This window comes from Shewanella sp. FJAT-51649 (assembly GCF_019457435.1).
GTDB lineage: Bacteria > Pseudomonadota > Gammaproteobacteria > Enterobacterales > Shewanellaceae > Shewanella > Shewanella mangrovisoli.
In genome coordinates this window covers 3,215,191-3,240,225 of the sequence record NZ_CP080411.1, presented here as the reverse complement: position 1 = coordinate 3,240,225, position 25,035 = coordinate 3,215,191, and the positions used below count along the sequence as shown (strand labels likewise).

The window sequence follows — 25,035 nt, the reverse complement described above, 5'->3', positions numbered from 1 at the left end:
GCGCTAGCGCTATGCCTCTTCGATGCAGATTGCGATATCGGTTACCTCATAAATGCGCAGGCCATCCTTACTCAGGTTGGCATCGCCCTTGATGATGCGTTTACCGTCTTTATCTTCAATGCTGGTGATATGCACATCCAGCGACATCTGTTTGTTTAATGGATTAATTTGACCGCGATACTTCCATTTAATTTCTGACAGAATTTGGCCAAATTTCGGATTATTGAAACCTGCACCTAGGTCTTGGTTTATGGCATAGGTTTGCAGTAATTCGATAATCGCCTCGACACCTAGGGAGCCTGGCATTACAGGATCCTGATGGAAATGGAACTGGAAGAACCAATCGCTCGGGTCAATAGTGCGCTCGGCGTACAAGTATCCCAGACCCTTCTTACCGCCAGTTTTGACAATCTCGGCCTTATCGATAAAGTTCAGCTGACCACCCGCGAGGCGGTAGTGTGGCTTGCCCTGAGGCGCCACAAAACTGCGGCCATTTTTATCTAACAGATTGATTTGGCTGTCGGCTTTAATACCGCGCTCAATATGCCAGGCTTGGGTAATTTTACCATTGTCGATACCCAACTGGTTTTTAAGCGCATTGGCCTTAAAGTAACCGAAAACCGCATTACCACGGTAGAAAGGCTCGCCATCGCAGCTCAGTTCGAAACTAAAGTTTTGAATGATATTGCTGCCAGCAATCACGGTGGATAGCAGGCGCGAATCGTTGACTATGGTCTTACCGCGTAAATCCACTTCGCGCAGTAACTTGCCACTGCCGTCGAGGTTGCGGAAGAATAATTCCTGCCCCGGGAAGCCTAAGGTCGTGCCCATATAACCCGAGATAAAGCCATTGGGCTGCAATGAGATTTCCATCAGCACAGAGTAAGGCATCACACTTGGGTGGCTGTTTTTAGCGTAATACCACGCGTTGCAGGGCACTTCATACTCGGCAATACAGGAGGATGGCTTTTTCAGCTCGCCACGTTTGCCCTCAATGGCCACCACTCGGGTGGTGAGTTGCAGATCGCCGCAGGGCGTGCGCGGCGGGATTAAACCACGGTAAATACTAAAATCGGGGCCGAAGCAGTTTTCAATATCGCCGGTGGCAAACTCAAACAAATGGTAAGGCGTAAACGGCAGGGTGTCGGGCACGCGGTTGGCGTACTTAGAGCCTGCTGGCGCAATCGGCGCGCTCACATGCTTAAGCGGCACAACGCCTTTATTCTCGGGAGCTGAAACATCTGGGATTTGCGCCATCAGTGGCGCTTGTTCCGCTTGGTTGTCGATATTTGCTGCTTGGGCATCATTACTCTGTAAAGAACTGCTTTGCGAAGAGCAGCCCTGTGAAGAATGGCTTTGCGAATAGCGGGTGCAATCTGCTTCTTCTTTAATCATCACCCCGAGGTTTTGGAAATCCACCACCACTTTGCCATTGAGCAGGATATCGATATTCGCCTTGGCATAGGGGCGAGGGCTCATGCCAATTTCGGTGACTTCCATGCGATAGGTGAGCGTGCCAGATTGTGGCAATACCTGACCGCGGCAGCGTACTTTTTGCGATGCGTTTTCAAGGGGTTGGAAACGACCGTTCGTGACGCCACCTGCTTGTGTATTTGCGTGCATACCAATATGCAACATAAAGAATTGCAGTAACTGGCCACAACCTTCGGCCATGAGGGAGCCGGCCATCACTTGGTCGCCCTTGAAATGGCAAGGGAAATACCAATGGTCGGGGGCTAATTGCTTGTGACCTTCAATCACGCCTAAGCCCCAGGCGCCGCCATGCACTTCGAGCTTGCTGACTTGCTCGATCATCAGGAATTTTTCCGAGGCGAAGCACAGTGATGGCTGGAGGCCAAACTTCGCCTGATGGGCCGCATGTTCACCACCAAAACAGCCGCCAATGTCGGCGCTCAGCAGGCGATGGATTTGGCCGTAGCTAAAGGCCGTTTGCGCGCAGTTAAGTAGCGGCGTGAAGCGTGGCTGATTGCCGTTTCGGGCATATTCATTGGCCAGTGCAATTTGTGCCTGCTCGCGCAGCTTAATTTCGGCCTCGGTGCGGATCACCCCTTTGCCATCGGCCAGTTCTTTATCGGTAAAGAATCCCGCGCAGCCACCGTCCATCTTGAGGATCAGCTTATCGCCCACGAAACATTCGTAGGAGAAGAAAAACAGCAAGGTATCGCCATTGCGGGCAAAGTGGTTGATGGAGATATCGTAGCGCAGGGTATCACCGCCGCGGGGCAGATCCCCAAGGAAGGTCAGGGTGCAGTCGAGCAAGCGATAGACGCGCTCGCCTTTGTTTTCAAAATCGATACCTAAGTAGCTGATCAGCATTAAGTCGCACTGACCCGATTCGACCGCCACCGCCCAAGGAATTTGGCCATCGACCAAGAAGGGCGCATCCACGGGAATGTCGTACTCTGTGGTCATAGTGCTCGGCTGATAGCGGTTCATTTGCGCGTTGAGCTTAGTCACCCGCGAGACCAGCAGATAATCCGAGGTCGGCAGACGTACGCGGCGTGTGTAGCTGTCGATAATGGCGTAATCGGCGCCAAAGACCTTGGCAATGTCGCCCTCGGCGTATTCCACCAGATCCTGATAGTTCCAAATGCAGGGCTTAGCCGCAGGAATGGGGGGCGTATAGGGAGCGACATTCGCGTGATCAGGTTTTAACTCTGGTTTTAATTCTGATTTTAGTTCTGGGACTGATACTGCTTGCTGCGCCGCAGCGGGAGCGACATTGGCGCTGGGGGCAACATGGGGTGTAACAGCCCCCATTTGTGTCGTCTGGGATAATTGCGCTTTTAACAGCGCATCGGCCAATTTGAGCCCTTGCTCACGGCTCTGTAAAAAGGCTAAGTGCGCCTCGCGGGCCAATTGCTGGTTTTGCAACAGTTGCTGGTTTTGTAACAGTGCCGCGCTATCCTGCGACGCCCTATCCTGCGCCAAGGGAGCCGCCGGATATTGGTGTGGTGCGTTAGATGACATACCGCTCTCTACTGCTAATGGTGTGGCAAATGGGGTGAAGTTTTCTGCCCTGATATCAAGTGCTGCTTGTTCTGCGGGCTTAGTTTGTGTCGCATGCGGTGCGACAGGCTGCAACTGGCGCATCTTGCCTTGGATGGCGGCAAGTGCGGGCAGTGGCGTATCCACAATATGTTGATAGATATCGCGGCCACCGAGCGTCACTGGTTTGATTAAATGCTTTTGCTCACTTAGGGTTAAGTCCTGCTCAAGGCGCTGTTCTAGCTGTGCCGCCTGCGCTGCAGTTTGGCTTAACAGCAGCAGCGAGTTCACGCCTTGGCTTTGGGTAGAGACTAATGCCTGTTTATCGGCGTTTTTATCCGTACCCGCCGACCCGTTTTTTAGGTTTAACAGGGCACTCAAAAGACTGGCCATACCCGCAGCGGCAAAGTTATGTCCAAGGGTATAGGCGACTCGGCTGCATGGCGTCCCCATAAGATTAAGCTGCGCTAATAGCTGCTCTGCGGGCAGTCGCTCTTCTGGGGCAATACATTGCTCAACCATATGAATGGCAGAGGGCTCTGAAGGATTGGCGATAGCCGTTTCGGTTATCAGCGAATCAAGCAGCTTGGGTAGCTGATGATTGGTGCCAAATGCTTGACTTAGAATGTGGCCGTAACCCGCTTGAGTACTCTTGCTCGCTTGTTGACTATTGCTCGCTTGCTGGCTGGTCAGCACGATAGCGCCCGCACCTTCACCTACCTTCCACTGTGGATTCGCGGAGTTTGCATCGAGATCAACGGCGACTTGAGCATTTTTCAATATGACCTGTTCAACACTGCCGCTTAAATCCACGGCGGCAATCACTACGCCATCGAGGGCCTCTTGGGACAGTAGATTTTGCGCCACATCAATACAGCGGGCGACCGATTGCTCGGCGGCTGAAATGGTAAACGCCGGGCCGTTAAAGTCCCACAGTGAGGCGATGCGCGACGCCATAATATTGCCAATAAAGCTGGTGTATTGATTGAGCTTGGCGGCATCGAGCACGCTGTCCATGGCGATGGCTTCGAGGGCGAGGTATTCATCATTGGAGAGGTGAATGCCTAGTTTCTTTAAGCTATCCGCAAGTTGGGTATGCAAATTCACGCGGCCACGGAATTGGTGCAGCTCAAGCTCGGTTTCCATCGCCACTAACACGGCGACCTTGCTGCCAGCGGTTAACTTAGCATCGCGAATGGCTTCATCGGCGACTTTGATCAGCAAAAGCTGCTGGGAGATAAGCCTGTCATCCTCATTGGGCGGCACTTTAAAGCGCAAAAAGTCGAAGTCAAACTGCTCGATATAGGCGCCTTTGGGCGCGCGATTTAGGCCAAATTGGTTAAGGATATCGGGATGTTTATCTAAGCCTTTCCAGCGGTTAGGTGGCAGCGGGATAAAGGCGTCCGTTTGCGCTAATAGCGCCTTATCCAGCGCATTGATGGAGGCCAAAGGCCCAAAGTGCGACGCCATACCGATAACGGTTAATGCTTGCTGCTGATAAACAGGTTTGTTGGCTTGCTTCTCGGCGCTGTGCGCTGTTGGTTGATAGGATTCCAACAACAGATGGGCGTTACAGCCGCCAAAACCAAATACAGACACCCCCGCATAGCGACGATCGTTGCCTGTTTTATCGGGCCAAGTCTGTAGCTGAGTGGGGATATTATTACCACTAAACAATCCCTTAGGCGATGAAATCGGCGCCTTGAGGTTGATACTCGCCGGCAGCAGCCCTGAGCGCATAGCGAAGATCATTTTCATGATCCCAGGCATACCCGCTGCGGTCAGTAAGTGGCCAAGGTTGGATTTAGCCGAACCAATCAGCGGCGCCTGAGTGCCTTGGAGTTTGTCCTCGAAAAAACGCTCCATCGAGGTGAGCTCAACCTTATCCCCCAGCGGCGTGCCAGTGGCGTGGCATTCAATCACTTCGATATTGCTCGGATGCGTATTGGCAGCGGCATAGGCACGCTCGAAGGCTTGCACTTGGCCCTTACTGTTGGGGCTTAAGACAAATTGGCCTTTGCCATCGTTCGATAAGCCAATACCACTGACCACGGCATAGATATTATCGCCATCGCGCTCGGCATCCTCTAAACGCTTAAGCACTAATACGCCAGCGCCTTCGCCCGCGAATAAGCCTTTGCTATTGCTATCGAAAGGTGCCGAAATCCCATGGTCTGGATAGGCGTGGAAAATCGAGAATCCCATATTGATAAAGAAGGGATCGGCGCCCGATACGGCGCCCGCGAGCATCATATCGGCCTTGCCCGTGGTTAAATAATCGCAGGCTAATTTGAGGGCATACACTGAGCTGGCGCAGGCGGCATCGAGGCTGAGCTGCGCGCCGCCAAGGCCGAGGGCATCGCTTAACAACTTAGACGCTGTGTGGGCGATGGCGCCATTGGCGGCCTGTTGCGTGCCCGCAATAGAACCAGTGGCGAAGGGCGCGAGGGCAAATTCGGGTTGATTAAGCTTGGTTTTTAATGCCTTTTCAACCGCTTGATGGTAAATCGGTAAAAACAGCTCATTGGAGCTTGCGGTCGGGAACGACAGCGTGCCCATCACTATCCCTGTGCGCTCAAGCAATGGCGCCGTTAAATCCACACCCGCATCCAGCAGGGCCTTTTTACTGCAATCTAATGCCCATAAAAAGCTTTCATCGAGTCCCTCAAAGGCCGTCGGCGGCAACTGATAACCCTGTGAGTCAAAACGAAAATTGCGGATATAGCCGCCCTTATCGCAATAAAAACGGTCGGCTTGGCCTTGAACACCTTGGTAATCTGCTGGATTGGCCTTGAGTTTGGCCGCATCGATTTGGCTGCGGGAATCTTTTTTATCCAGCAGATTTTGCCAAAACTGTTCCGGTGTGTCGGCATCGGGATACTGAACGGCAAGGCCGACGATGGCAATCTTTGGCATTGCCTGTGAGTTTTGGCTCTGGTCATTTGGCACAGCAGTGCTGTTCTGCAGAGTCGGGTGAGCATGCATTTGAGAACTCAAAGGGGTTCTCCTTCTTGGAATACGTTTGAATAATGGCCTAATGCGCTGGGGCTGGCAGAATGTGGCGCTATCGTTTTCGCTGTAGCCTTATCTGCCGATTGAGGCATAAGTGGCGCAAGGGAGAGTGGCACTCTATGGCTGATAAGTTGAGCTAAGCATTTGAGTAAGCTAGTGATCGTATCGCTGCCCTTGGCATTACATGCCATGGCAAATATCGGTTGCCCCTGTGTTTGAGTGCCATCGGCGCCCAACTCAAGTTGGCGGCCGATTTTATCGATAAGGGTGCTGGTTTGACGATCGGCGCCCACCTCAACAAATAAACGCGCACCTTGGTGATATGCGGTGTTAATCTGCGCGGTAAAATTAAGCGGCGCGCAAAAAGTATCGGCGATACTCTTGGCAATGCTTTGGCTATCAATATTGACGGCGCTTTGCTGCGCCGCGCTAATAAAACGCACCTGAGTCTCGCAGGCATTCGTCTTTAAGCCTAAGGTATAAAACCCTTGGATTGCACTGTGCTGTGACTGCGAGGGCGCGGTATGCATGGCGGTGACTTTATTGCTGGCAATGCCACGCTTACCCAGCCTTGCAAGGAGTTGTAAGCAGCTTGCTTCGCAGCCCGCCAGAATACAGGTATCGCCCTGTTCGATAGCCAGATAAACCCGCGGAAAATCAGGGAGCATGGCATTAATTTCGGCGCGAGAGGCGCGCACTAAAAAGCTATTCCACACTAGCGGAGCATCTTCACTCAACTGCCAATCGCGGCGCACCGCAAGCAGTGGGCCTGAAATCTCCTGATTGAAGATAGCGCTGTTTTGGGTGGCGTTAATCAGGGCATGTGGCGTTTGCCAGATATCCAAACTTGCCCACATGGCCGCTTCACCCATGGAATAGCCCAGAGCCAGTTGTGGTTGGATATTAAAGACTCGAGTCAACAGCCGACTAAAAAGGTAACTGGCGCCAACGCCGCTAATCGCAAGCTGGCTTAAGCTCGTGTCTGCCGCGTCTTTTACATCAACAGCACTTTTTACATCAACGGCACTTTTGGCATAAGCAGCGCTTTGGTAAATCGCCTCGGCCTGCAACATGGCGGCTAAATCCCCTTCACGTTCAAGCTCGCGATAAAGCTCAGGGAAATAGCCATGCAAGTCACTGAACATATTTGGGTAAACCGTGCCTACGCCGGGGTAGACAAAGGTTAAGCCCGTATCGCCGAGGGGCGTTGGCGTAAAATAACTGCCCGAAGGAGTTTTAAAGGCTAGATTGGCCGATGGCGTTGACGCAGGCGTTTGGGTTGGCGCTGGAGCTGGAGACTGTTGCGTCTTTTCAATATAAACGCGCATCGCCTTGGCTTCTTGCATAAGCTCTTCAAGGGAGCCTGCCATCAGCACTAAGGCCAATTCATCCCTTGCTTGATAGTGCACAAACCAATCATAGCCTTGGCTGCTCAGCCAATCCGTATCGGGAAAGCTTGCTGATAAATCTAATGAATCAATGAGTTGCGATAGTTTTGCCGTTAACGACTCAAGCGTATTGCCGCTAATGGGAATAAAAAGCCTATTGGCATTGAGCAATGACTGAGCGATAAGCTGAGTGCCTTGGGTCAAGATAAGGCTTTGGGCTGTGCTCGCTTGAGGGGGCTTACCCAAGAGATTTAGGCTTAATACCCTTGCCTGATGGGGCTTGGTAAACCAATAGCCTAGCTCGGTTTTTTCTGTATTGAGGTGGGCAAGCATTGGTGTAATACCTGCTAGCGTTCGATGACTTAACGCCTCAACCGCTTGAGATAATACATTCAACTGACGGGCAAGATTACTTGCCTGCGCGTAGCAATTAACCGCCTGAGTACAATCGCGTTTCGCCAAGGTAAAAGCGCTGTTTAAGCAGCGCTCGATTGTATTGGTATTGATAGTAATTGTATTTTTTTCTGCAGCTGTTTCAGCTTGGATTTGCGCTAATGCTGAAATATAAGCCTCGGCATGCAGATGTAACTGCGCGGCAAGCAGCCCATCGAGCAGATACAGGCTACGGACTTGCTGCTGATATTCAAAGCGAATTTCAACAAGTTGTTTTTGCGCAATATGGGCGAGTTGCTCTGTGACCAATGCGACCAGTGTTGGCTCATCATATGGCTCATCAATTAGTGGCTTATCTTCAACATTGAGCTGAATTCGACAAGCCATCAACTGCTGCAGCTTACTGATATCGGTTTGTGCATGGCTAGGCGCGCTCTGCATCCACCCATCACCAAGCCATACGGCTATTCGCAGTGGCTTGGCATTGGGATGCGGACTGTTTAATGCCGCATGTGCGCTTGGGTCGAGTGTCACTTAACACTTACCTCGGCCGTGCTTTGGGCTGTTGCCTGCACTTGCATTGGTTGCTGAGGTTTATTGGCCATAAACGCTTGGTTGAGCGTCTTACTGACCGTGACCTTGGCCCGTTTCATCTCGCAGCTTAATCGGCCATCTTGATGATAAAGCGCAATATTGGCTTCAAGTGTTCGGGACGAATGCTTGATAACATCCAGCACTAATACCGCCTTCTCGCCAAAACCTAAGGGCGAATAGGATACGAACTCACCAATGGCACTGGGTAAGCTTGCCGCTTGATATTTAAGGCGCGCCCACACGAGCATGGCCTGCAATAACAGATCTTCGGCAAAGGGTTGTGTGCCTTTATCCTCAAGATTTGGCGCAAACTCACCGCAGTCATCTAAGGCCACCGCTGGCAGTGCTACCTTAGCGATAAGCTGCTGATCATCAAAGGCGAGCACTTCGCTTATGCCTTGCAGTCTTGGGCCATGGAACAGTGTGCCATCGTTGTAGAGCGACTCGCGGTTCGCGATAGCGGGTTGCTGCGTTATCTCCTCCATCAGAGAATGCAACTCGCCAACCTCGAAACGCTGTGCGTCTGGCGTGTTATCCGTCTGCGCAACTAATACCGCCTGATACTGCGGGCGACCTTCAAAGCTAATCAGCGCGGCTAACGCCTCAGTCGATTGTTGTGTAGCGTCAGCAAGCGGCGTCAGCATCAATTCGAGCTCAATAGGCGCATTGCGTGCAAGCAGCGCCTCATCGAAGATAATTCCCTTGAGCAGTCGATAATCGCTGACACTCACCGCCTTACCTAAATGCGTCTTGGCGGCCTCACGCATCCAATCGATGGCGCACACCGTCGGCAATACCGCATGACCATTAATGCAATGGTCCTCAATAAAGCTCATGCGTTTAGGGTCGAGGCTGCGCATGACACGAATACTCTGTGGCACAGTTTGGGCCATAGGCTGCGGATCTAACGCCGTGGTTAGATCCGCTTCAGGCTTTTTTGCTGATGCAGCTTCAACGGCATTGGCGGTATTGCCCTGCATATCGGTTCCGACCAACAGCTGCGCCCCTGTATCACTCAATAATTGGCTAGCAAATAACTCGGCACCCGCTTTGAGCGGAATGACATAAACCCCGCGGTCGATAAACATTTTTTTCAGCGCAGGATTGACCATGCCGCCATCCCAAGGCCCCCAGTCGAAGCTCATCACCTTGGCTTGTGGCAATTGCTGCGCGAGTTGTAGCGCGGCCTTATTGAGAATGTCGTTAGACATGGCGTAGTCGCTCTGGCCGGTATTACCGTAAAAACCCGCCGCCGAAGAGAACAGGGCGATGAGCGTTAACTGGCTAAGATCCAGTGCCGACAGCAGATTGTTAAGTCCGGTCACCTTAGTGCCATAAACGCGCTCAAGTTCGCTTAAGGTTTTGTCTTGAATATGTTTATCGGCAAGTACACCCGCGCCGTGGATAATCCCCGTGATGGGCGATAGGGCGCTGATAGGTGCAATCGTGCTGGCAATAGCTGCCGGGTCATTCACATCCAAGCTTAAGTATTCGGCGCTGGCGCCAACAGCTTCAAAGGCCTGCAAGGCATGGCTGATTTCAAGGCTGCTTTGTACTGGCCAAACTAAGGCATCCACTTGTTTTGGCGTGGGTTTATCACCCAGGCTTTGCAGATGTGCAATGGCAGCGGCTTTCAGCTCGTTGCGATTTTTACCCTGAGCCCAAGCGGGGATCCCCTGATGGGCGCTGCGACCAGCTAGGATAAAATGTGCCTTGCAGCGTTTCGCTAAACTTAAGGCGCACTCGAAGGTGACGCCCTTAGCGCCGCCTGTGACGAGGATTTTGTCCGCAGACGAGAGAGACGCGCTACTGCGGCGAAGTACTGCATTACCCGCGACTAAGGTCGCGCGCTCAAGCTCGCTATCAATACCGACTTCGACCGGTGCATCTTGGAGGTAGTATTCCTGCACCACCGCATTGGCGACCGTTTTAGCGTCCAAGTTTGGCGCGATATCCAGTGCGCGGCAGACCACTCCCGGCCACTCGTGATTTAAGGTTTTAGTGAGTCCAGAGAGCGCCGCTTGGTTGAGTTCACTCTGGCTAATAACAGCGCCTGCCGACTCGTTCATACCAATATAGCCAAAGCCGCCGTCGATACGGCTGACGGTGACAAAGCGGCAGTGGTCGCGCTCAGTTAACAGCGGTTGTAAGTGTTTGGCGAACAAGAAGGCTTGCTCGACCGAGGCTTTGGCGTCGTCTGCCAGCACTAAGCCAGCACCTTTATCGGCAACGGACTTATGCTGTGGCTGCAGATGAACAAAACCGGCGATTTGCCCAAGCGCTTCAATCTGATTGATGACTTCACAGATGCTTTCATCATCAATCGCCTCCAGCGTGAAGCTGGCAATATGGCTATCGAGTGGCGATGCACTGGTCACAACTGTTTTGGGTGAGCGTACAACCGCGACCTTTACCCCTTGGGCGTGAAGCTTTTCGGCAATCACCCCCGCGTTGTGGCCATCGTCGCCGATAAGGACGTAACTGTTTGCCGTCAGTTGAACATCGCTAGTTGCTATGATGCGCGCTAACTCAGCCGCCGCTGGCAACTTTTTTAGCATCACCTCACTATGGGGCGGCAGGTCGATGGTTTCCTCGGTTTCTACAACAGTTTCTTGAATTGGCACAGCATGGTTTGGCTGTAGCGCCTCACTTGACGATTGCGAACCAGCATAGAGGGCGACAATTTCACCCAAGGTGCGGCACTCGGCTAAATCCTCAGGGCTCAGTTCTGGCAGGTTTGGCAGTTGGTCTTGTACTGTACCTAAAATTTCCACGCGCTTAATGGAGTCGATACCAAGGTCGGCCTCCATATCCATGCTCAGTTCCAGCATTTCCACGGGATAGCCAGTTTTGTCGGCCACCACTGCCATCATAGTGCGCTCAATTTCATCATTGGAAATCGCTGCGTTTGCGGCTACTGCAGTTTGTGCCGCATGGCTAACAGTTGATGCTGGTGTTACAGGAGTCACTTGGCTAAATAGCGCCACAATTTCCCCTAGGGTGCGGCACTCGGCGAGATCCTCTGGGCTCAGTTCTGGTAGCTTGGGTAATTCGTCTTGTACTGTGCCTAGAATTTCCACGCGCTTAATAGAATCGATACCAAGGTCGGCCTCCATATCCATGCTCAGTTCCAGCATTTCCACGGGATAACCAGTCTTGTCGGCGACGACCGCCATCATAGTGCGCTCAATTTCATCATTAGAAACCGCCGCATTGGTGGCTACTGCGGTTTGTGTTATTGACTGCGGGCTTGCTGTAACGGCTGTTACAGGAGTCGCTTGGCTAAACAGCGCCACAATTTCCCCTAGGGTGCGACACTCGGCTAAATCCTCTGGGCTCAGTTCTGGCAGGTTCGGTAACTCGTCTTGCACTGTGCCTAGAATTTCCACGCGTTTAATCGAATCGATCCCAAGGTCGGCTTCCATATCCATGCTCAGTTCCAGCATTTCAACCGGATAACCTGTTTTATCGGCGACCACTGCCAGCATGGCGGTCTCAATTTGCTGCACGACTGGCTTCTCGGAAAGCGCGCGAGTTGCTGCAGCCACAGTTTGCACTTGCGGCTGTGCTACTTGAGGTTGAACTGATTGCAGCTGTACTGATTGAGGTTGGCTCACAGGTACAACAGTCGCCTTTGGCTCTGCAACTAACGCTTGAACCACGGGAGCCTGAGTTGGAGCGACTGGCGTTGCCACCGCTACCGCCACTGGTGCAGCCGCTTGAATGGGGGCTTGAACCTGAGGCGCTGGCATTTGGCCTAGCAGGGCTAATGCCGCTTGGCTGCTGCTGGTCTGCAATTGCATAAATTCAGCATGGCTCTTTAGGGTTTGTGCCTGATGCTGGTGGAACAGCTCCATCGAGCGTTGCAGACTCTCTGGAATGGCGATGCCAAGACTTGCCATTTTGGCTTGCTCTGCCATCAGGGCACTGACGGTATGGCCGTATTGCTGCGGGATCGCTAAAAACTGTTGATGTAATTGCGCGGCCTGGGTTTGGGCGGCAAAAAAGGCGCTCAGGGCATCTTGATTCGCCTGTCCAGCGGTAAAGCAGGCTGGTTGTGCAGGCGTTTGCTGTTGAATAGTATTGCTATTTTGTGCCACTGGCTTTTCCACTTCGACAACCTTTTCTAGAATTTTTTCGACAATCACGGGTTTTTCAACGACTTTTTCAACCACTTTTTCAACGAGGCGATCCACATACTGCACTTGGCTGGTAATTTTGCCCGATTGCAGCGAATCGACCATTTTGTTGCGGGTCGCTGGGCTGATGTAGTTGGTCGCGTTGAGCTTGATATTCATCGCCGAAGGCGTTGCGGGCGCAATCAATTCGGCTTGATAAGGGTCGATTTCACCCAGTTTTACCCCAGCAACCGCTAGTTGCACTGCAGCGCTGCGCAGTTGGCTGTCGGAATCGGCTTTAGGATTCGGGTTAATGCTGATAAGGCAAAGCTCGTTTAACTGCGCGGCTAGGGTATTTTCTGCCAACTTTTGCAGAATGTTTTTCGGGCCGAACTCGACAAACACCCGTGCGCCAGCGGCATACATGGCCTCTAGCTGCTCGCTAAAGTGCACCGATTGCAGCATATGATCTTTAAAGGCCGTTTTGATGGCATTAGCATCGGTGGGATGTAGCTCGCCTGTGCCATTGGCATACAGGGCGATCTTTGGCGTGTTGAACTGAGCCTTGTCGATGGCTTCGCTAAAGGGCTTTTGCGCATGGGCAACCAATGGCGTGTGGAAGGCGCCAGAAACGGGCAGGGCAATCGCCTTAAAGCCTAACTCGCCAATGGCCTTAGCGGCCTGTTGTGTCGCTGTGGTAGCACCTGCAATCACCAACTGAGTGGGTGAGTTGTAGTTGGCAATCTTGACGTTGTCATACTGCGCAAGGCAATCGTTGATAGCCTCAATATCCTGTTTTTGCTTAAGAATAACGGCATACATGACGCCAGCATCACGACTGGAGTCAGCATCCAGCGGTGACTGCGCCATCGCCTGTCCACGTTCAAAGGCAAGCTTGATGTAGTCGTCTACTGAAATCACCCCTGCGGCGCACAGGGCCGAGAGTTCACCAAAGCTATGACCTGCGAGCATATCCGGGGCGAAACCCGCCTGAGTAAATAGGGCATACTGCGCCATTGAGAGCGCGCCGATGGCGCTTTGGGCATAAAGGGTATTGGTTAACGCACTTTCCTGCGCTTTTCTCGATTCATCATCGAAGGCGGGGATAGGGTATAGCACGCTTGAAAGCGCAACCTCACCACGGTCGCTAAACACTTTATCACTGGCGTGGATATGACGGCGAAGCTCGGGGAAGTTGTTGGCAATTTCCAGTCCCATATTCAGGTACTGTGAGCCTTGGCCTGCAAATAAGGCCGCAACCTTGTTGTTATCCTTGACCAGTGCCTGGGCGCGGAAACTTATCCCTGAGGGTAACTGCCAGCTCTCGGCGCTATTGGATTCTAGCTGCGCTATCGCTTGGGTTAACAGAGTCTGTAACTGGGCATAATCCTTGGCGATAAAACCAAGGCGTGCCGATTGCGGGGGGAGTTCACGCAGGGCGTAGGATTTTGCAAAGGCAACAAAGTGCGCCTCAGACAGATCTGCCTTAGTCGCAGTTGCTTGCCGCAGCGCGGCCTTTAACTCGCCAAGCAGCGCGGTTTTGTCGGCGGCGGCAAACAGCCAGCTTTGTGCCACGCTGCGTTGGCGATAAGCGTCATCGCGCGCGTGTTCGGGGTGATATTCTTCGAGCACTAAATGGAAGTTAGTGCCACCAAAACCGAAGGAGCTGATCCCTGCGCGGCGCGGCGTATCGTCACTGCGTTGGATCCAAGGGCGCGCCTCGGTATTGAGATAAAAAGGCGAGTGGGCAATGTTTAATTTAGGGTTAGGCTGACTCACGTTGATCGTAGGCGGCAAGACTTTATGGTGCAGCGCCAATGCGGCTTTAATCACGCCCGCCGTGCCCGCGGTGGACTTAGTGTGACCGACCTGAGATTTAACTGAGCCTAAGGCGATATGCTGTAACTGCTCATTATCCTTAGAGAATACTGAGGTTAAGCCATTGAATTCGGCCACATCGCCTGCGGCTGTGCCTGTGCCGTGGGCTTCAATCAAGCCAACGGTGTGCGGCGCAAAGCCAGCGTCATCATAGGCGCGCTCTAATGCCTTGGCTTGGCCTTCGGGACGCGGCGCATAAATGCTCTTAAATTTACCGTCCGATGAGGCGCCAACGCCTTTGATTACCGCATAGATACGGTCGCCATCGCGCTCGGCATCGTCGAGGCGTTTTAAGGCGACCATGCCGATCCCTTCGCCAATCATCATGCCCTTAGAGTCGATATCGAAGGGTTGAATCTGTTCGTTGGTGGTAAAAGCCGGCGTCTTTGAGAAACTCATATACATATAGGGCGAGTTGTCGGTACAGACACCGCCGGTGATCATCATGTCGCTGCGACCTTCGGTCAGTTCGGTCAGCGCCATACGCATGGCGGCAAGCGAGCCGGCGCAGGCGGCATCGACGACGCAGTTCATCCCGCCTAAATCGAAACGGTTGGCGATGCGTCCGGCAATCACGTTACCGAGGGAGCCGGGGAAGGAGTTTTCTTCCCAGTGGACATATTGATCTTGGAATTTTTTGAGCAGCAGCTCGCTATCATCATCGCTCAGGCCACTGCTTTTAAATACTTTTTTCAGTACTGGATATTGCAGGCGCGCGTTGAGGCTATGGCTTAACTTTTGACCGCCGCCAATCCCTAGGGTGATGCCGATGCGGTCACGGTCATAATCGTCTGGCAGGTTTGCATCCTGTAGAACTTCCTTGGCGACGACCAGTGAGAGTAACTGCGAGCTGTCGGTGAGTTCCAAAATATTGGGCGGCAGACCAAACTCCATCGGATTGAAGTCGACCTCTGGCATAAACCCGCCGCGTTTGCAGTAGCTCTTATCGGCCTTGGATTTATCCGCATCGTAATAGTCATCAATCGACCAGTGGGATTCGGGTACGTCGGTAATGGCATCAATCTTGTCGCAAATTAAATCCCAAAACTTATTTAAATAGCGGGAGTTAGCAAAGATACTCGCCATGCCAACGATGGCAATCGGCATATCTTTTAAGCGTTTATTCAGTCTCTTATCGGCTTTTTCATCGGTTGATAATTGAGGCTGTGATGGGGTATGGCTCATAACGAGTCTCCACTGGCAAAGCGTTTGGCCGTTGCCTTATTAAGGGATTTAGCGATGGCTTTTGGGGTTTGTACGCCAGGAAAGCGGGCTAAAAAAGTGTGGTAGTTGCGTACCAGCAATTTACGCAGATGAAACGGCCCATCCTTCAGTACATAGGCAATGTAGCGATTGGCCGCTTGGGTGTTACTGTCTTGATAAATATCGATATAAATCCAATCCGCCTTGCTATCTATGCCAAGGAGTACCGATTTAGGTTCGGCCTCGGTTAATTGCGGCGGCAGGGTGAGGGACACCACTTGTACTACGGTATCGCCATCTGTGCTTGGCAGGGCAAGCGCCTTGGCCAAGGTTTCGGAGTTAACCGTGTAGGTTTGTACATCGCTGCCTTGGCTGATCGGTAATTGATTAAAATACTGTTTAGGCACTAGCTCTTGATCAAACTCATCGAGGCGCGAAACGCCATAACGCTTAAGGCAGCGTGCCAACCCCGAGCGGGACACATTGGGGTTAATAAAGGTTTGAGTGGCCTTGAGCAGTCTATCTAACGGCAGTTTAAGTTGATATCTCAGTCCCACCACCACGTATTCTTCCATCGGCGTGAGGGTGGTATTGAGGTGATGCGGGGTATTCGGGCTGTCGTTCACTGACTCGCGCTTGCGCCATTTACGCACTGTGGCTTCGGTAATATTTAAAATTTTGGCGAGCTGACTCACACTCAATTCAGATTGCTGAATAAAGTGTCGCATCTCCGGCGTGGTGGTGGCATTGCGATGCCTTGCCGTTTTGGGGGCGGATTTGTGCTCCGAGTTTGGCTTGTCAGCCTGAGCATGATCCGCGGCTTGAGTACCCACTTTTCGAGAACTCATCTTGTTAGTGCTGTCCCATCTTTATTATTTTCATCCAACATAATCTATCGGGACTGCTTAAACTTGCCTGTCAAAGCGGAGTGTGGACTCATGCTTAATCTAGGCTTAAAACCCGTGAGCTATGTGTTTTGTTACGCACAATGGTGATGCAGATTACCTGAGGTTTCGGCTCGATACAATCATATGGGACTTGAAATGATTTTTTAATGATCAAATGATCATGTTCAAGGAAGTAAAACTCTGGTTTAGCACAAGGCTTAAATTTAAATAATCATTTAAATTCATAAGATTAGAAGCAAAATTAAGATACTACTCGTCAGGCGAGTAGAACTGAGTAGAATAGGGCTGCCGTTAAACTCAAGGATTGTTGGGATAAACGAATGAATATTGAGCTTTTTTTTATTCCATTAACCGAAATGGATGCAGCCAGCACGAGTGCGTGTATGGCGCTCTTGAGTGAGGACGAGCGCGCAAAAGTGGCGCGTTACCGGGCGCCCAAGGCGCAAATGAACGGCTTATTGGTGCGAGCGGCGCTGCGCTGCGTCTTATCTCAAGGATTACAATCTCGCGGTGGATCTTCAGCTTACTCCTCCCTGCGACAGATTGCCCCCCAAGATTGGTGTTTTGAGTATGGGGCAAAGGGCAAACCCAGTCTCAGTCATGAGCAGTTTCTGAGCACTGGCATTGAGTTTAACTTGAGCCACAGTGGCGACTGGTTATTAATTGCCTTGGCGGAAGCTGATGATACGGACGCAACCGCTAACACAGCACAGCCCCGTTTAGGCTTGGGGGTGGATATTGAGCGCTCCCGCGCCAGCACTCATATTTACCCGATCCTTAATCATTATTTCTCCCCCATCGAGGCCGAAGGCTTATTAGCCCTTGAGGGCGAAGATGCACAGCGGCAACGCTTTTTTGACCTTTGGGCACTTAAAGAGTCCTACATTAAGGCAACGGGTTTGGGCTTAGCGCAGTCGCTGAAATCCTTTGCCTTTGACTTAGCGCCAAACAGTTTGCTGGCGGTTGATGATGGCGCGCTGCAAACTGTCGAAACCCGTAACTGGGTTGAACTTAAGCAACAAGAGAACTTTGCTTCACCGAGCCAAGCTAAGCCCAGTTCTTATCTTCAACTCCCATCGCGTATTCCACTTTATTCCAATATTAGGCTGCTGATTGAGCCTGAAACTACACTCAATGCCACAAGCTCCCATGCCCAGCATTGGCAGAGTTACTTTGGCCGACTTGATGAGGAATATCGTTTTGGGCTCAGCTTAGTGCATGGTGACGGCTTGGTGCAGGATGACAGCTTGGCGAAGGTGGCTATTTCGATGCAACTGACCAGTATCACTGCATTACTGGCGGCGTGCTCGGCTATCTAGTACAGTCTTTGCACTAAGGCTTGGGTTGCCTTCGTTCTTGAATTACTGCTTTGAATTCAGTTTCTTGTCCCTCCAACTGACTTTGTTATTCCTCTGCTTATATTTCATTTTGTATTAAACCTAGCTCGCTATAGTCACGCCAGAGAACTCACTGACAAGGTTGTTAATCATGAAATTCAAATGCCTTTTATCGACCACCACTTTGCTACTGCTCGGTGGCTGTGGTTACTTTGGTGGCGATGAAAAACAGCAATTAGAGCAGGCATGGCTTGCTCAAGATCCCCAACTACAACAAGTGGTTGAGCAAATCCGCATCCGCGGTCTCGATGTGGTTGCTCAAAGTGCGGCGGCGGGCACAGTGTCTGCCTGTGTGGCCGAAAAACTCAGCCAAGATCCCCTCGGTAAATTAGTGAGTGTCGAAGGCGCCTTAGTGGAGTCGGCTAAGGTGGCGGAATTACTCGGCGATTTACAGCAGGTGATGGAACAAGAGGTGAGTTTCGATCAAGTCGCAAGCTTGTTACAAAAGGGCGCGGATGCGGCGGCCTATGCTAAAAGTTTGATCGAACAGCAGGGCGTCGAGCAAGCCATGCAAAGCCTTAAGCAAATGGCACTCGCCAGTGAACAATTTGCCCAGCAGGATTTAGGCGCGCATTTCCAGCAATTATTGCTCGAGTGCAAATCTGCGAATTAACTGAATAAACGCTGTATTAGGGCTGCTTATCGGTGCAGCATTAGCAACATAAGGAAATACCATGTTTAAAAAACTGCTGGCCTCCGTCGGTATCGGTGGTGCGACGGTCGATACCCAATTAATTGATAATCGACTGCTGCCAGGTCAAATCTTTCATGCCACTATCGTCGTTAAAGGCGGTAATGTGCCGCAGCAGATCTCCGGCCTCGACTTAGCCCTAATGACTAAGGTGAAAGTGAGCAGCGATAACGGCGACTATTTTAAGAACCATCGCTTGGCGAGCTGGCGCTTAACTGAGTCCTTTGAAATTCAAGCGGGTGAAATTCGCGAGATCCCGTTTTCAGGTAAATTGCACCCCGAAACCCCTTTTACTCAGCTCCCTGTGCGCAATAATCAATCCCAAGTATGGTTACAAACGGGAGTGGACATAGATACCGCGCTCGACCCAAGCGATATCGATGCGCTGGTCATTATGCCAACGGCGATTGCTGAGCATGTGTTAAAGGCGATGGATACCCTTGGTTTTGTGTTGGTGAAAGCCGATGTGGAACAAGGTTTCCTCAATACCCGCGCCTTTCGTTCCACTTCGGGTTGTTACCAAGAGCTAGAGTTTAAGCCGCGCAATATGGGCTTTAATCGTTTGCGTGAGATAGAGGTTTCTCTGGTGTGCGATGCCGAGCAAACCCATGTGTTGCTTGAGCTTGACCGCGCATTCCGTGGCGATGGTTACTTGTATTTCAGCCTGCCAAACAATGCCACGTTAAGCCAAGTACAAGAGATTTTTAAGGCGAATTTGAGTTAAGTGTGGGTGCAGTTTAAGTTGTGAGCTTGGTTCAAAAGCTTACAACCGACAATAAAAAAGCCCTGATGATTCAGGGCTTTTTACTGCAAGTCGATTACTGTCTTGCTAAGCGATGGCTGTCGCCTGGGTGCTCAAAATCACTGCGGTAAGGGTTAATGTCTAGTCCGCCGCGACGGGTATAGCGGGCGTAAACGGTTAACTTAGTGCAGTGGCAGTAATGTTTTAAATCGACAAAAATCCGCTCGACACATTGCTCATGGAACTCGTTATGTTGGCGGAACGAAATCAAATAGCGCAGTAACTTTTCGCGATCGATCTTAGGCCCTTGATAACGGATCATCACACTGCCCCAGTCTGGCTGAGAGGTGATTAAGCAGTTTGATTTCAACAGATTAGAATTAAGTGTTTCGGCAACAATCTGTTTGTCATCAGTGCTGTTTTCAAGATAATCCGGATTAAAGTCATAGTCGCTGACTTCGATATCCAGATCGTCAATGCAAGTGCCTGGCAGCTCGACGACGCGTTGAATACCAAAACTCTTAGGCTCAATAATCTTCACTGTGACTTGGCCTTGGGCGCATTCACCGAGATCCTGCACTAAGGTTTTTTGCACGGCGTCGATATTGTCGAACTTGGTTTGGTTAAAACTGTTTAAATACAGTTTGAAGGATTTTGACTCGATCAGATTTTGGCTTTCATGGCTTAGCTGAATGTCGGCAATAGCCACCATAGGTTTGCCCTTGGCGTTTAGCCATGACAACTCATAGGCCGTCCAGATATCGGCTCCGTGGAAAGGCAAACTTTCCGCCGTGAGGTTGATAGCGTTACGGTTAAGTGAGCGAGGAACCCCTTGCAGCAGCGACGCATCATACTCGGCTTGGTAATCCGTGGCTTTACCTAAGGTTAGGCCGGCAAGCTCTTTTGCATCACTATAGGGATCGTGATTGTGTGTCATCAATACTGTTTCCATGTCAAAATAGGCGCACATTATACCCGAAATTGGATTGTGCTTAAGTGTCTTGTCTGCCTGCTCTCGATAAATTTTTAGATAATTACCATCGATCCTACCTATCAACTTTAGGCGAATTACCACGATATTACCCGCAGGGCGAGCCATCTTTGTGTATTCAAGGTGAGTTTGATGAAGCGTCCGACGAGGCGGTGTCTTGGTTCCCGGTTAAGCGTGAACAGCTAGGCAGTTTTGCGAATGTTGAACATGCGCTTGAGCTAACATTATGGCCGGATATCAATCACTTTTATGGTGAGTATTTTGCGGCGCCCGTGCTGTTTGATTCACCCTGGGGCACGGGCGAATTGCTGCAGGTATGGAACGAGGCGGATTTTGATGCTCTGCAACAAAATATCATCGGCCACTTAATGATGAAGCAAAAGCTCAAGCAACCAGCAACTTGGTTTATTGGTTTGCTGGATGAGGGCGATAAGATGCTAACTGTCGATAATGCTAATGGTAGTGTGTGGATTGAAATCCCCGGCGAGCTTCCTTCCACCCAATTGGCGCCGAGTTTAGCTGAATTTATTGAGGCCTTATCGCCACGTATCGCGCCGCCTGTTAAACATGAAGAATTACCTATGCCGGCGCTCGAACATCCGGGGATTTTTGCCAGCTTTAAACGTATGTGGCACAACCTGATAGGTAAGCGTTAAGCGCGGGGTAAATGTTGCAAAGGTCTCTTGACAAAACCTCTTGAAAAAGCCTCTTGCAAACTTGTTTAGCAAACTCGACTAGGCTATTTTGCCTGCCGAGTTTGCGCTTTCACACGGGGCGTTATTGATGGTCCCAAGACAAGTTAGACACTATGCGGCAAGGTTCGCAGCGAAAGTGGAACATATCTAATAGCGGCTCGTCGAGTTTCCAGTCGTGACTGCCACAGCGTGGGCAGGGGCGAGCTAACTCGGATTGCAGATCCTGCCCCCCGACGCGATACAAATAATAGTAAGTGGGGATTTTGGTCAGATATTCGATTCGGCCGCGTAAATCCCAACCTCTCCTAAATAAATCACTGCTAGGGCTGGATAATTCTTCCAGCGCGGCAAATTCTGCCTTAGTAGCCGCCGCCATTTGTAACTCATCACAGGCTTGCCACTCGGTTTGCCAGCGGATCACCCGTTTATGATCGCCATTAAAGGTGGCGGGGATTTGGTACAACGGAATGGGCAATAGGTTATCGCCACTTCGCAGGGGCGAACACATATGCACATAGCTAGTGTACAGCAGTTGCCAGCTGGGTGGCTCAGTGTTACTCACCTCAGAATTAATATCCTGACCGATAAATTTTTCCCGTGGCGCCAGTAGTTTAGCCTCGGTTAATTCCGCCAGCGCTTTTTTCACCCAAGGGCTGTGATAGCGATGATTCAAACTGTTTTTTTCAGGCATGAGTAGGCGTACTCGAAATTCGCCCTCATTAAAGGCCACGGCAAATTCGCGGCCGAGGATTTGGCCATTAGCGCGGTAAGCTTCGAGTAATTGATTGATGGCACGTTCTGCCGCACTGATGGTGGTATCGGCAAAGCATTCAAAGCGCAATTCGGTGACAAACATTAAGCGGATTTTCCTTGGGATTCGAGTTGACTGACACGTTGTTTCAGCTCGATAAGTTCATTTTTGAGTTGCATGATCTCGTTGTTTTTTAACGTGAGGGCCTGCTCAATGCCCTGTTGCAATTGGGCTAACTGTTGCGCCAGTGTGGCGACTGTGAGTGGCGAAGCTTCGGCGGTGTGTGTCTCTTCAACCACGGGCTGTGATTGAGCCGCTAAACGCTCACGCTCGGCTTTGGGTATCGATTTAAACTGCTGTAATCCTTGGATTAACAGCGGCATAGGGATTTTGTTACCGACGCGGCTTTTTATCAGGGCAAGGCTTGGGGTTTTACCGCTGGCTTCGAGTGCGCATGCTGTTGCTAACACTTGGTCAATCGGACTCATAATAAGTGAAATTCCTTAATCTATATCATATTTTTCACTAACTTACTGTGGCGTGGTTATTTTAGTTCTTATAAATCAATGTATTGCTGTTTGGCATTGATTTTGCTTTTTAAGCATTTTTATAACAAGTACACAGGAAGTCATAATATGAACGCAAATATTAATCGCAAACTCATCGCGGTCACGTTTTTAGGGTTAGCAAGCTTAGGTCTTAGCGGTTGTGTGGTCAATGTCGGCGACAGTGAATCTAAGTGGGATAGCAACGAATCTTGGGAAAAAACACAGGACAAAAACCGCAATAATCTGACTAAGCTCAGCCTTGGCATGAGCAAAGACCAAGTGATGACCCTGATGGGCGCCTCGGACTTTAGCGAATCTTATCTGCAGCAGAAAGACGGCCAAGCCGATAAAGAAGTGTTGGTACTCTTCTATCGCACCCAGCATACCCACAGTGACGGTAAAACCACTAAGGATGAATGCACGCCAATCGTCTTAAGTAACAGTGTGCTGGTCGGCTGGGGCGACACCGCCTACAGCAAAATTTAACGACTCAACGCAACTCGCTATTAAGTGATTCAGTGTCAGCCCTAAACTATTAGGGCTTTCTTAATTGCACATCGAGCTGCTCGATAATTTCGGTCCACTGGGCATCGGCCTCTAATGCTTCGGTCAGAAAACTCTTTTGCGCCTGCGTCCAAAATGGCGCTTCGGTTAAGTGTGTCTCTGGGGGAAGTTGATGGTTCGCAATAAACTGGCTGATGGCTTGAGCTTGATTGGCTAATCCCAACTGTTCAAACAGATGACTCAAATCGACTGGCGTGGTATCCATGCTCGCATCCTCTCTGTGTGCCTTTATCTAGGGTATGCAACTCACTGAAAAATGCAATCTATGATTAAAATTTGCACTTTTTTGTTTCCTTGATACAGTGATAATTACTCCTAAGAGTGTGATCTAAATCAAGGAATTCTAATAATGGACAATAATACCTTGGATGAGTGCCGTGCAGTTTACCTCACCGCCGAAGATTTACGCCTCGCCGCTTCGGTTCTCTATAACGCCTATCATGACGATCCTTTCTTTGTGGATGCCTTATCCACTTCAGACAAATTCGCCTACGAACAAAAATTGCGTGCTGCAATCCGTGAAGAACTGAATGCGCTCTGGCAGGAGAAGCAAGCCTTAATCGGGCTGTTTGACCAAACGCGCTTAGTCGGTGTTGCCTGTGTGGTCACTCAGGAAGTGCCCCTCGGGGAGGGTCGCTATTGGCACTGGCGACTCAAGATGTTGCTCGGTACGGGCTGGCAATCGACTCAGGCGATGATGAAGAAAGAATCGAGCATCGTCGAGCTGCTGCCGAGCGAGCACTGCGGGATCCTACAATTTATCGCCCTTGCGCCCAATGAGCAGGGAAAGGGGTTAGGTCATCAACTCGTGCAAGCCGTAGTGAGTTGGTGCGATGAGCAGCCTGAGCTTGAGGGGATTGGTGTCTTTACCACCCAAGAAGCCCATAGCCAGTTATTTATGCAACATGATTTTGTCTCCCTCGGAGAATTGAGCATAGGCAATGTGGCCGGACAATTACTCTTTTACACGGGCCAACAAGATGAATGAACCTTACCGCTCCTTCACTGAGTTTTACCCTTTTTATCTCTCACAGCACCAAGACTTGAGCTGTAGGCGATTGCACTTTATTGGCAGTATTCTGGTGCTCTTGTTATTAGGGGCGGCGCTGCTTTTCGCAAATGGTTGGTTTTTACTGTTTATCCCCCTAGTGGGGTATGGTTTTGCTTGGGTGGGACACTTTGTGTTTGAGCATAATCGCCCTGCGACTTTCCAATATCCCTTGTACAGTTTGATGGGAGATTGGGTGATGTTTGCACAAATTCTCACCGGTAAGTTGAAGTGCTAAATGTCCCTCAACAGTGAGAAGCTGACACCCGTGTGAGAGATCGCTTACAAAGCCTGTAGGATAAAATGTTTTCTTACTGACTGTTTTGCAATCACAGTTTTTAAAGTGTATTTAAAATCATGGTGTTACGTTTGAATAAAGCTTGATTGTATGAAAAGTGCGCTAGTGTGTGTTCTTTAAGCGAAACAAAAATAGCGAGAACCACGTAGAATCAACTCATCGCCAAAGCAAATGGATAGCAGGGATAGCAATACAGGCGAGAGGGACGCAAGAAGCGACGAATTCAGGTTCTTGGATTTGAACCACTGACAGTAGGAAAACTGTCATCTGCCTAGGATAGGCTAAGGAAAAGCAAGGCTGCTTTCTCATGGATGATAGAGGATGTTGTATCTGCTGGGATAGCAGGTTTCAGGATGAAATAGGACAAGCTTAAGGATTAAGCGTTACTGGATACAGGAAGTATCGAGTAAAAGGATAAGTATAAGGGTGAACAGCTTGTACTGAGGTTAGGAAAGGATTCAGCAGGACGCGATTGGGATGAGTCACTGGATGTGACAGGAGCCGAGATAGGATATTCGGGTCAAAGGATTGAGTGTGGTGGCGGTTCTACTACACAGGGAAATAAAGGGATTGAAGGACGCTTGCAGGGAGCAAACGATCGCAAGGAAGGTGCAGGGAGCACAATCAAGCAGGATGGCTTGCAGAGGATAAATGGGGTGCACATAGTGCGCCCCTTTCTTTTTGCTATTCTCCAACGTTATTTTTTACGATACGTCATAATGTCCACTTTTGTGTGCCCTCTGTTTGAAAAACAAATTTAACGGACGATTTTTACTCTTTTATACAGTCGCTATTTCCTTTGCTGTG

Annotated in this window: 15 protein-coding genes; 7 read left to right on the top strand and 8 right to left on the bottom strand. The window is 50.6% G+C overall.

Annotation, left to right across the window (positions count from 1 at the left end; genetic code table 11):
- Positions 1–9 precede the first annotated feature (9 nt).
- The 4 genes from K0H59_RS14350 to K0H59_RS14335 are packed head-to-tail and all read right to left on the bottom strand — an operon-like array spanning position 10 to position 16,443.
- Positions 10–5,994 (bottom strand): beta-ketoacyl synthase N-terminal-like domain-containing protein, encoded by a 5,985-nt coding sequence (locus K0H59_RS14350; RefSeq protein WP_220055611.1) that lies wholly within the window; start codon positions 5,992–5,994, stop codon positions 10–12.
- 8 nt (positions 5,995–6,002) lie between these two features.
- Positions 6,003–8,336 (bottom strand): PfaB family protein, encoded by a 2,334-nt coding sequence (locus tag K0H59_RS14345; protein WP_258405847.1) that lies wholly within the window; start codon positions 8,334–8,336, stop codon positions 6,003–6,005.
- Positions 8,333–15,577, bottom strand: coding sequence for a type I polyketide synthase (locus K0H59_RS14340; protein ID WP_220053507.1), 7,245 nt, complete (start codon positions 15,575–15,577; stop codon positions 8,333–8,335). The genes K0H59_RS14345 and K0H59_RS14340 overlap by 4 nt, the downstream gene beginning before the upstream one ends.
- On the bottom strand, positions 15,574–16,443 hold the full coding sequence (locus K0H59_RS14335; protein ID WP_011717711.1) for a transcriptional regulator: 870 nt from the start codon (positions 16,441–16,443) through the stop codon (positions 15,574–15,576). Before K0H59_RS14335 ends, K0H59_RS14340 begins: the two co-directional genes overlap by 4 nt.
- Positions 16,444–16,823: 380 nt before the next feature.
- Between K0H59_RS14335 and K0H59_RS14330 the strand changes: the two genes are divergently transcribed.
- From K0H59_RS14330 to K0H59_RS14320, 3 genes are all read left to right on the top strand, one after another.
- Complete coding sequence (locus K0H59_RS14330; RefSeq protein ID WP_220053506.1) at positions 16,824–17,822, top strand: 4'-phosphopantetheinyl transferase superfamily protein; 999 nt, start codon at positions 16,824–16,826, stop codon at positions 17,820–17,822.
- A 169-nt stretch (positions 17,823–17,991) separates the two neighbouring features.
- Positions 17,992–18,513, top strand: a complete 522-nt coding sequence (locus tag K0H59_RS14325) for a hypothetical protein (RefSeq protein ID WP_220053505.1) — start codon at positions 17,992–17,994, stop codon at positions 18,511–18,513.
- A gap of 61 nt (positions 18,514–18,574) precedes the next feature.
- Positions 18,575–19,315, top strand: coding sequence for a sporulation protein (locus K0H59_RS14320; RefSeq protein WP_220053504.1), 741 nt, complete (start codon positions 18,575–18,577; stop codon positions 19,313–19,315).
- 94 nt (positions 19,316–19,409) lie between these two features.
- Here the strand turns inward: K0H59_RS14320 and queF are convergent, their stop codons facing one another.
- Positions 19,410–20,270, bottom strand: coding sequence for an NADPH-dependent 7-cyano-7-deazaguanine reductase QueF (gene queF, locus K0H59_RS14315; RefSeq protein WP_220053503.1), 861 nt, complete (start codon positions 20,268–20,270; stop codon positions 19,410–19,412).
- Between the two features lie 59 nt (positions 20,271–20,329).
- On the opposite strand from queF, the gene syd reads away from it, so the two are divergent.
- Positions 20,330–20,980 (top strand): SecY-interacting protein, encoded by a 651-nt coding sequence (syd, locus tag K0H59_RS14310; RefSeq protein WP_220053502.1) that lies wholly within the window; start codon positions 20,330–20,332, stop codon positions 20,978–20,980.
- Positions 20,981–21,101: 121 nt separating this feature from the next.
- On the opposite strand, the gene K0H59_RS14305 is transcribed toward syd, so the two are convergent.
- Positions 21,102–21,875, bottom strand: coding sequence for a Zn-ribbon-containing protein (locus K0H59_RS14305; RefSeq protein WP_220053501.1), 774 nt, complete (start codon positions 21,873–21,875; stop codon positions 21,102–21,104).
- The gene (locus K0H59_RS14300) at positions 21,875–22,258 is read right to left on the bottom strand and encodes a hypothetical protein (RefSeq protein WP_220053500.1); all 384 of its coding nucleotides are present in this window, start codon (positions 22,256–22,258) and stop codon (positions 21,875–21,877) included. The genes K0H59_RS14305 and K0H59_RS14300 overlap by 1 nt, the downstream gene beginning before the upstream one ends.
- A gap of 147 nt (positions 22,259–22,405) precedes the next feature.
- On the opposite strand from K0H59_RS14300, the gene K0H59_RS14295 reads away from it, so the two are divergent.
- Positions 22,406–22,804 carry a DUF3192 domain-containing protein gene (locus K0H59_RS14295; protein WP_011623408.1) on the top strand — a complete coding sequence of 133 codons (399 nt, stop codon included), beginning with the start codon at positions 22,406–22,408 and terminating at the stop codon, positions 22,802–22,804.
- Between the two features lie 49 nt (positions 22,805–22,853).
- On the opposite strand, the gene K0H59_RS14290 is transcribed toward K0H59_RS14295, so the two are convergent.
- Positions 22,854–23,087, bottom strand: coding sequence for a DUF2789 domain-containing protein (locus K0H59_RS14290; protein ID WP_220053499.1), 234 nt, complete (start codon positions 23,085–23,087; stop codon positions 22,854–22,856).
- A gap of 144 nt (positions 23,088–23,231) precedes the next feature.
- On the opposite strand from K0H59_RS14290, the gene K0H59_RS14285 reads away from it, so the two are divergent.
- A complete protein-coding gene (locus K0H59_RS14285; RefSeq protein WP_220053498.1) occupies positions 23,232–23,870 on the top strand; it encodes a GNAT family N-acetyltransferase in 639 nt (212 codons plus the stop codon).
- Positions 23,863–24,168 (top strand): DUF962 domain-containing protein, encoded by a 306-nt coding sequence (locus tag K0H59_RS14280; protein ID WP_220053497.1) that lies wholly within the window; start codon positions 23,863–23,865, stop codon positions 24,166–24,168. Before K0H59_RS14285 ends, K0H59_RS14280 begins: the two co-directional genes overlap by 8 nt.
- The last annotated feature ends 867 nt before the right edge of the window (positions 24,169–25,035 follow it).

Excerpts from the sequence above, each read along its gene's own strand:
- K0H59_RS14295 (WP_011623408.1), top strand. The coding sequence starts at position 22,406 with ATGAACGCAAATATTAATCGCAAACTCATCGCGGTCACGTTTTTAGGG.
- K0H59_RS14340 (WP_220053507.1), bottom strand. The coding sequence starts at position 15,577 with ATGAGCCATACCCCATCACAGCCTCAATTATCAACCGATGAAAAAGCC.
- K0H59_RS14350 (WP_220055611.1), bottom strand. The coding sequence starts at position 5,994 with ATGCATGCTCACCCGACTCTGCAGAACAGCACTGCTGTGCCAAATGAC.
- K0H59_RS14330 (WP_220053506.1), top strand. The coding sequence starts at position 16,824 with ATGAATATTGAGCTTTTTTTTATTCCATTAACCGAAATGGATGCAGCC.
- K0H59_RS14305 (WP_220053501.1), bottom strand. The coding sequence starts at position 21,875 with ATGTTTGTCACCGAATTGCGCTTTGAATGCTTTGCCGATACCACCATC.
- K0H59_RS14325 (WP_220053505.1), top strand. The coding sequence starts at position 17,992 with ATGAAATTCAAATGCCTTTTATCGACCACCACTTTGCTACTGCTCGGT.
- K0H59_RS14335 (WP_011717711.1), bottom strand. The coding sequence starts at position 16,443 with ATGAGTTCTCGAAAAGTGGGTACTCAAGCCGCGGATCATGCTCAGGCT.
- K0H59_RS14300 (WP_220053500.1), bottom strand. The coding sequence starts at position 22,258 with ATGAGTCCGATTGACCAAGTGTTAGCAACAGCATGCGCACTCGAAGCC.
- queF (WP_220053503.1), bottom strand. The coding sequence starts at position 20,270 with ATGACACACAATCACGATCCCTATAGTGATGCAAAAGAGCTTGCCGGC.
- K0H59_RS14285 (WP_220053498.1), top strand. The coding sequence starts at position 23,232 with ATGGACAATAATACCTTGGATGAGTGCCGTGCAGTTTACCTCACCGCC.
- K0H59_RS14290 (WP_220053499.1), bottom strand. The coding sequence starts at position 23,087 with ATGGATACCACGCCAGTCGATTTGAGTCATCTGTTTGAACAGTTGGGA.
- K0H59_RS14280 (WP_220053497.1), top strand. The coding sequence starts at position 23,863 with ATGAATGAACCTTACCGCTCCTTCACTGAGTTTTACCCTTTTTATCTC.
- K0H59_RS14320 (WP_220053504.1), top strand. The coding sequence starts at position 18,575 with ATGTTTAAAAAACTGCTGGCCTCCGTCGGTATCGGTGGTGCGACGGTC.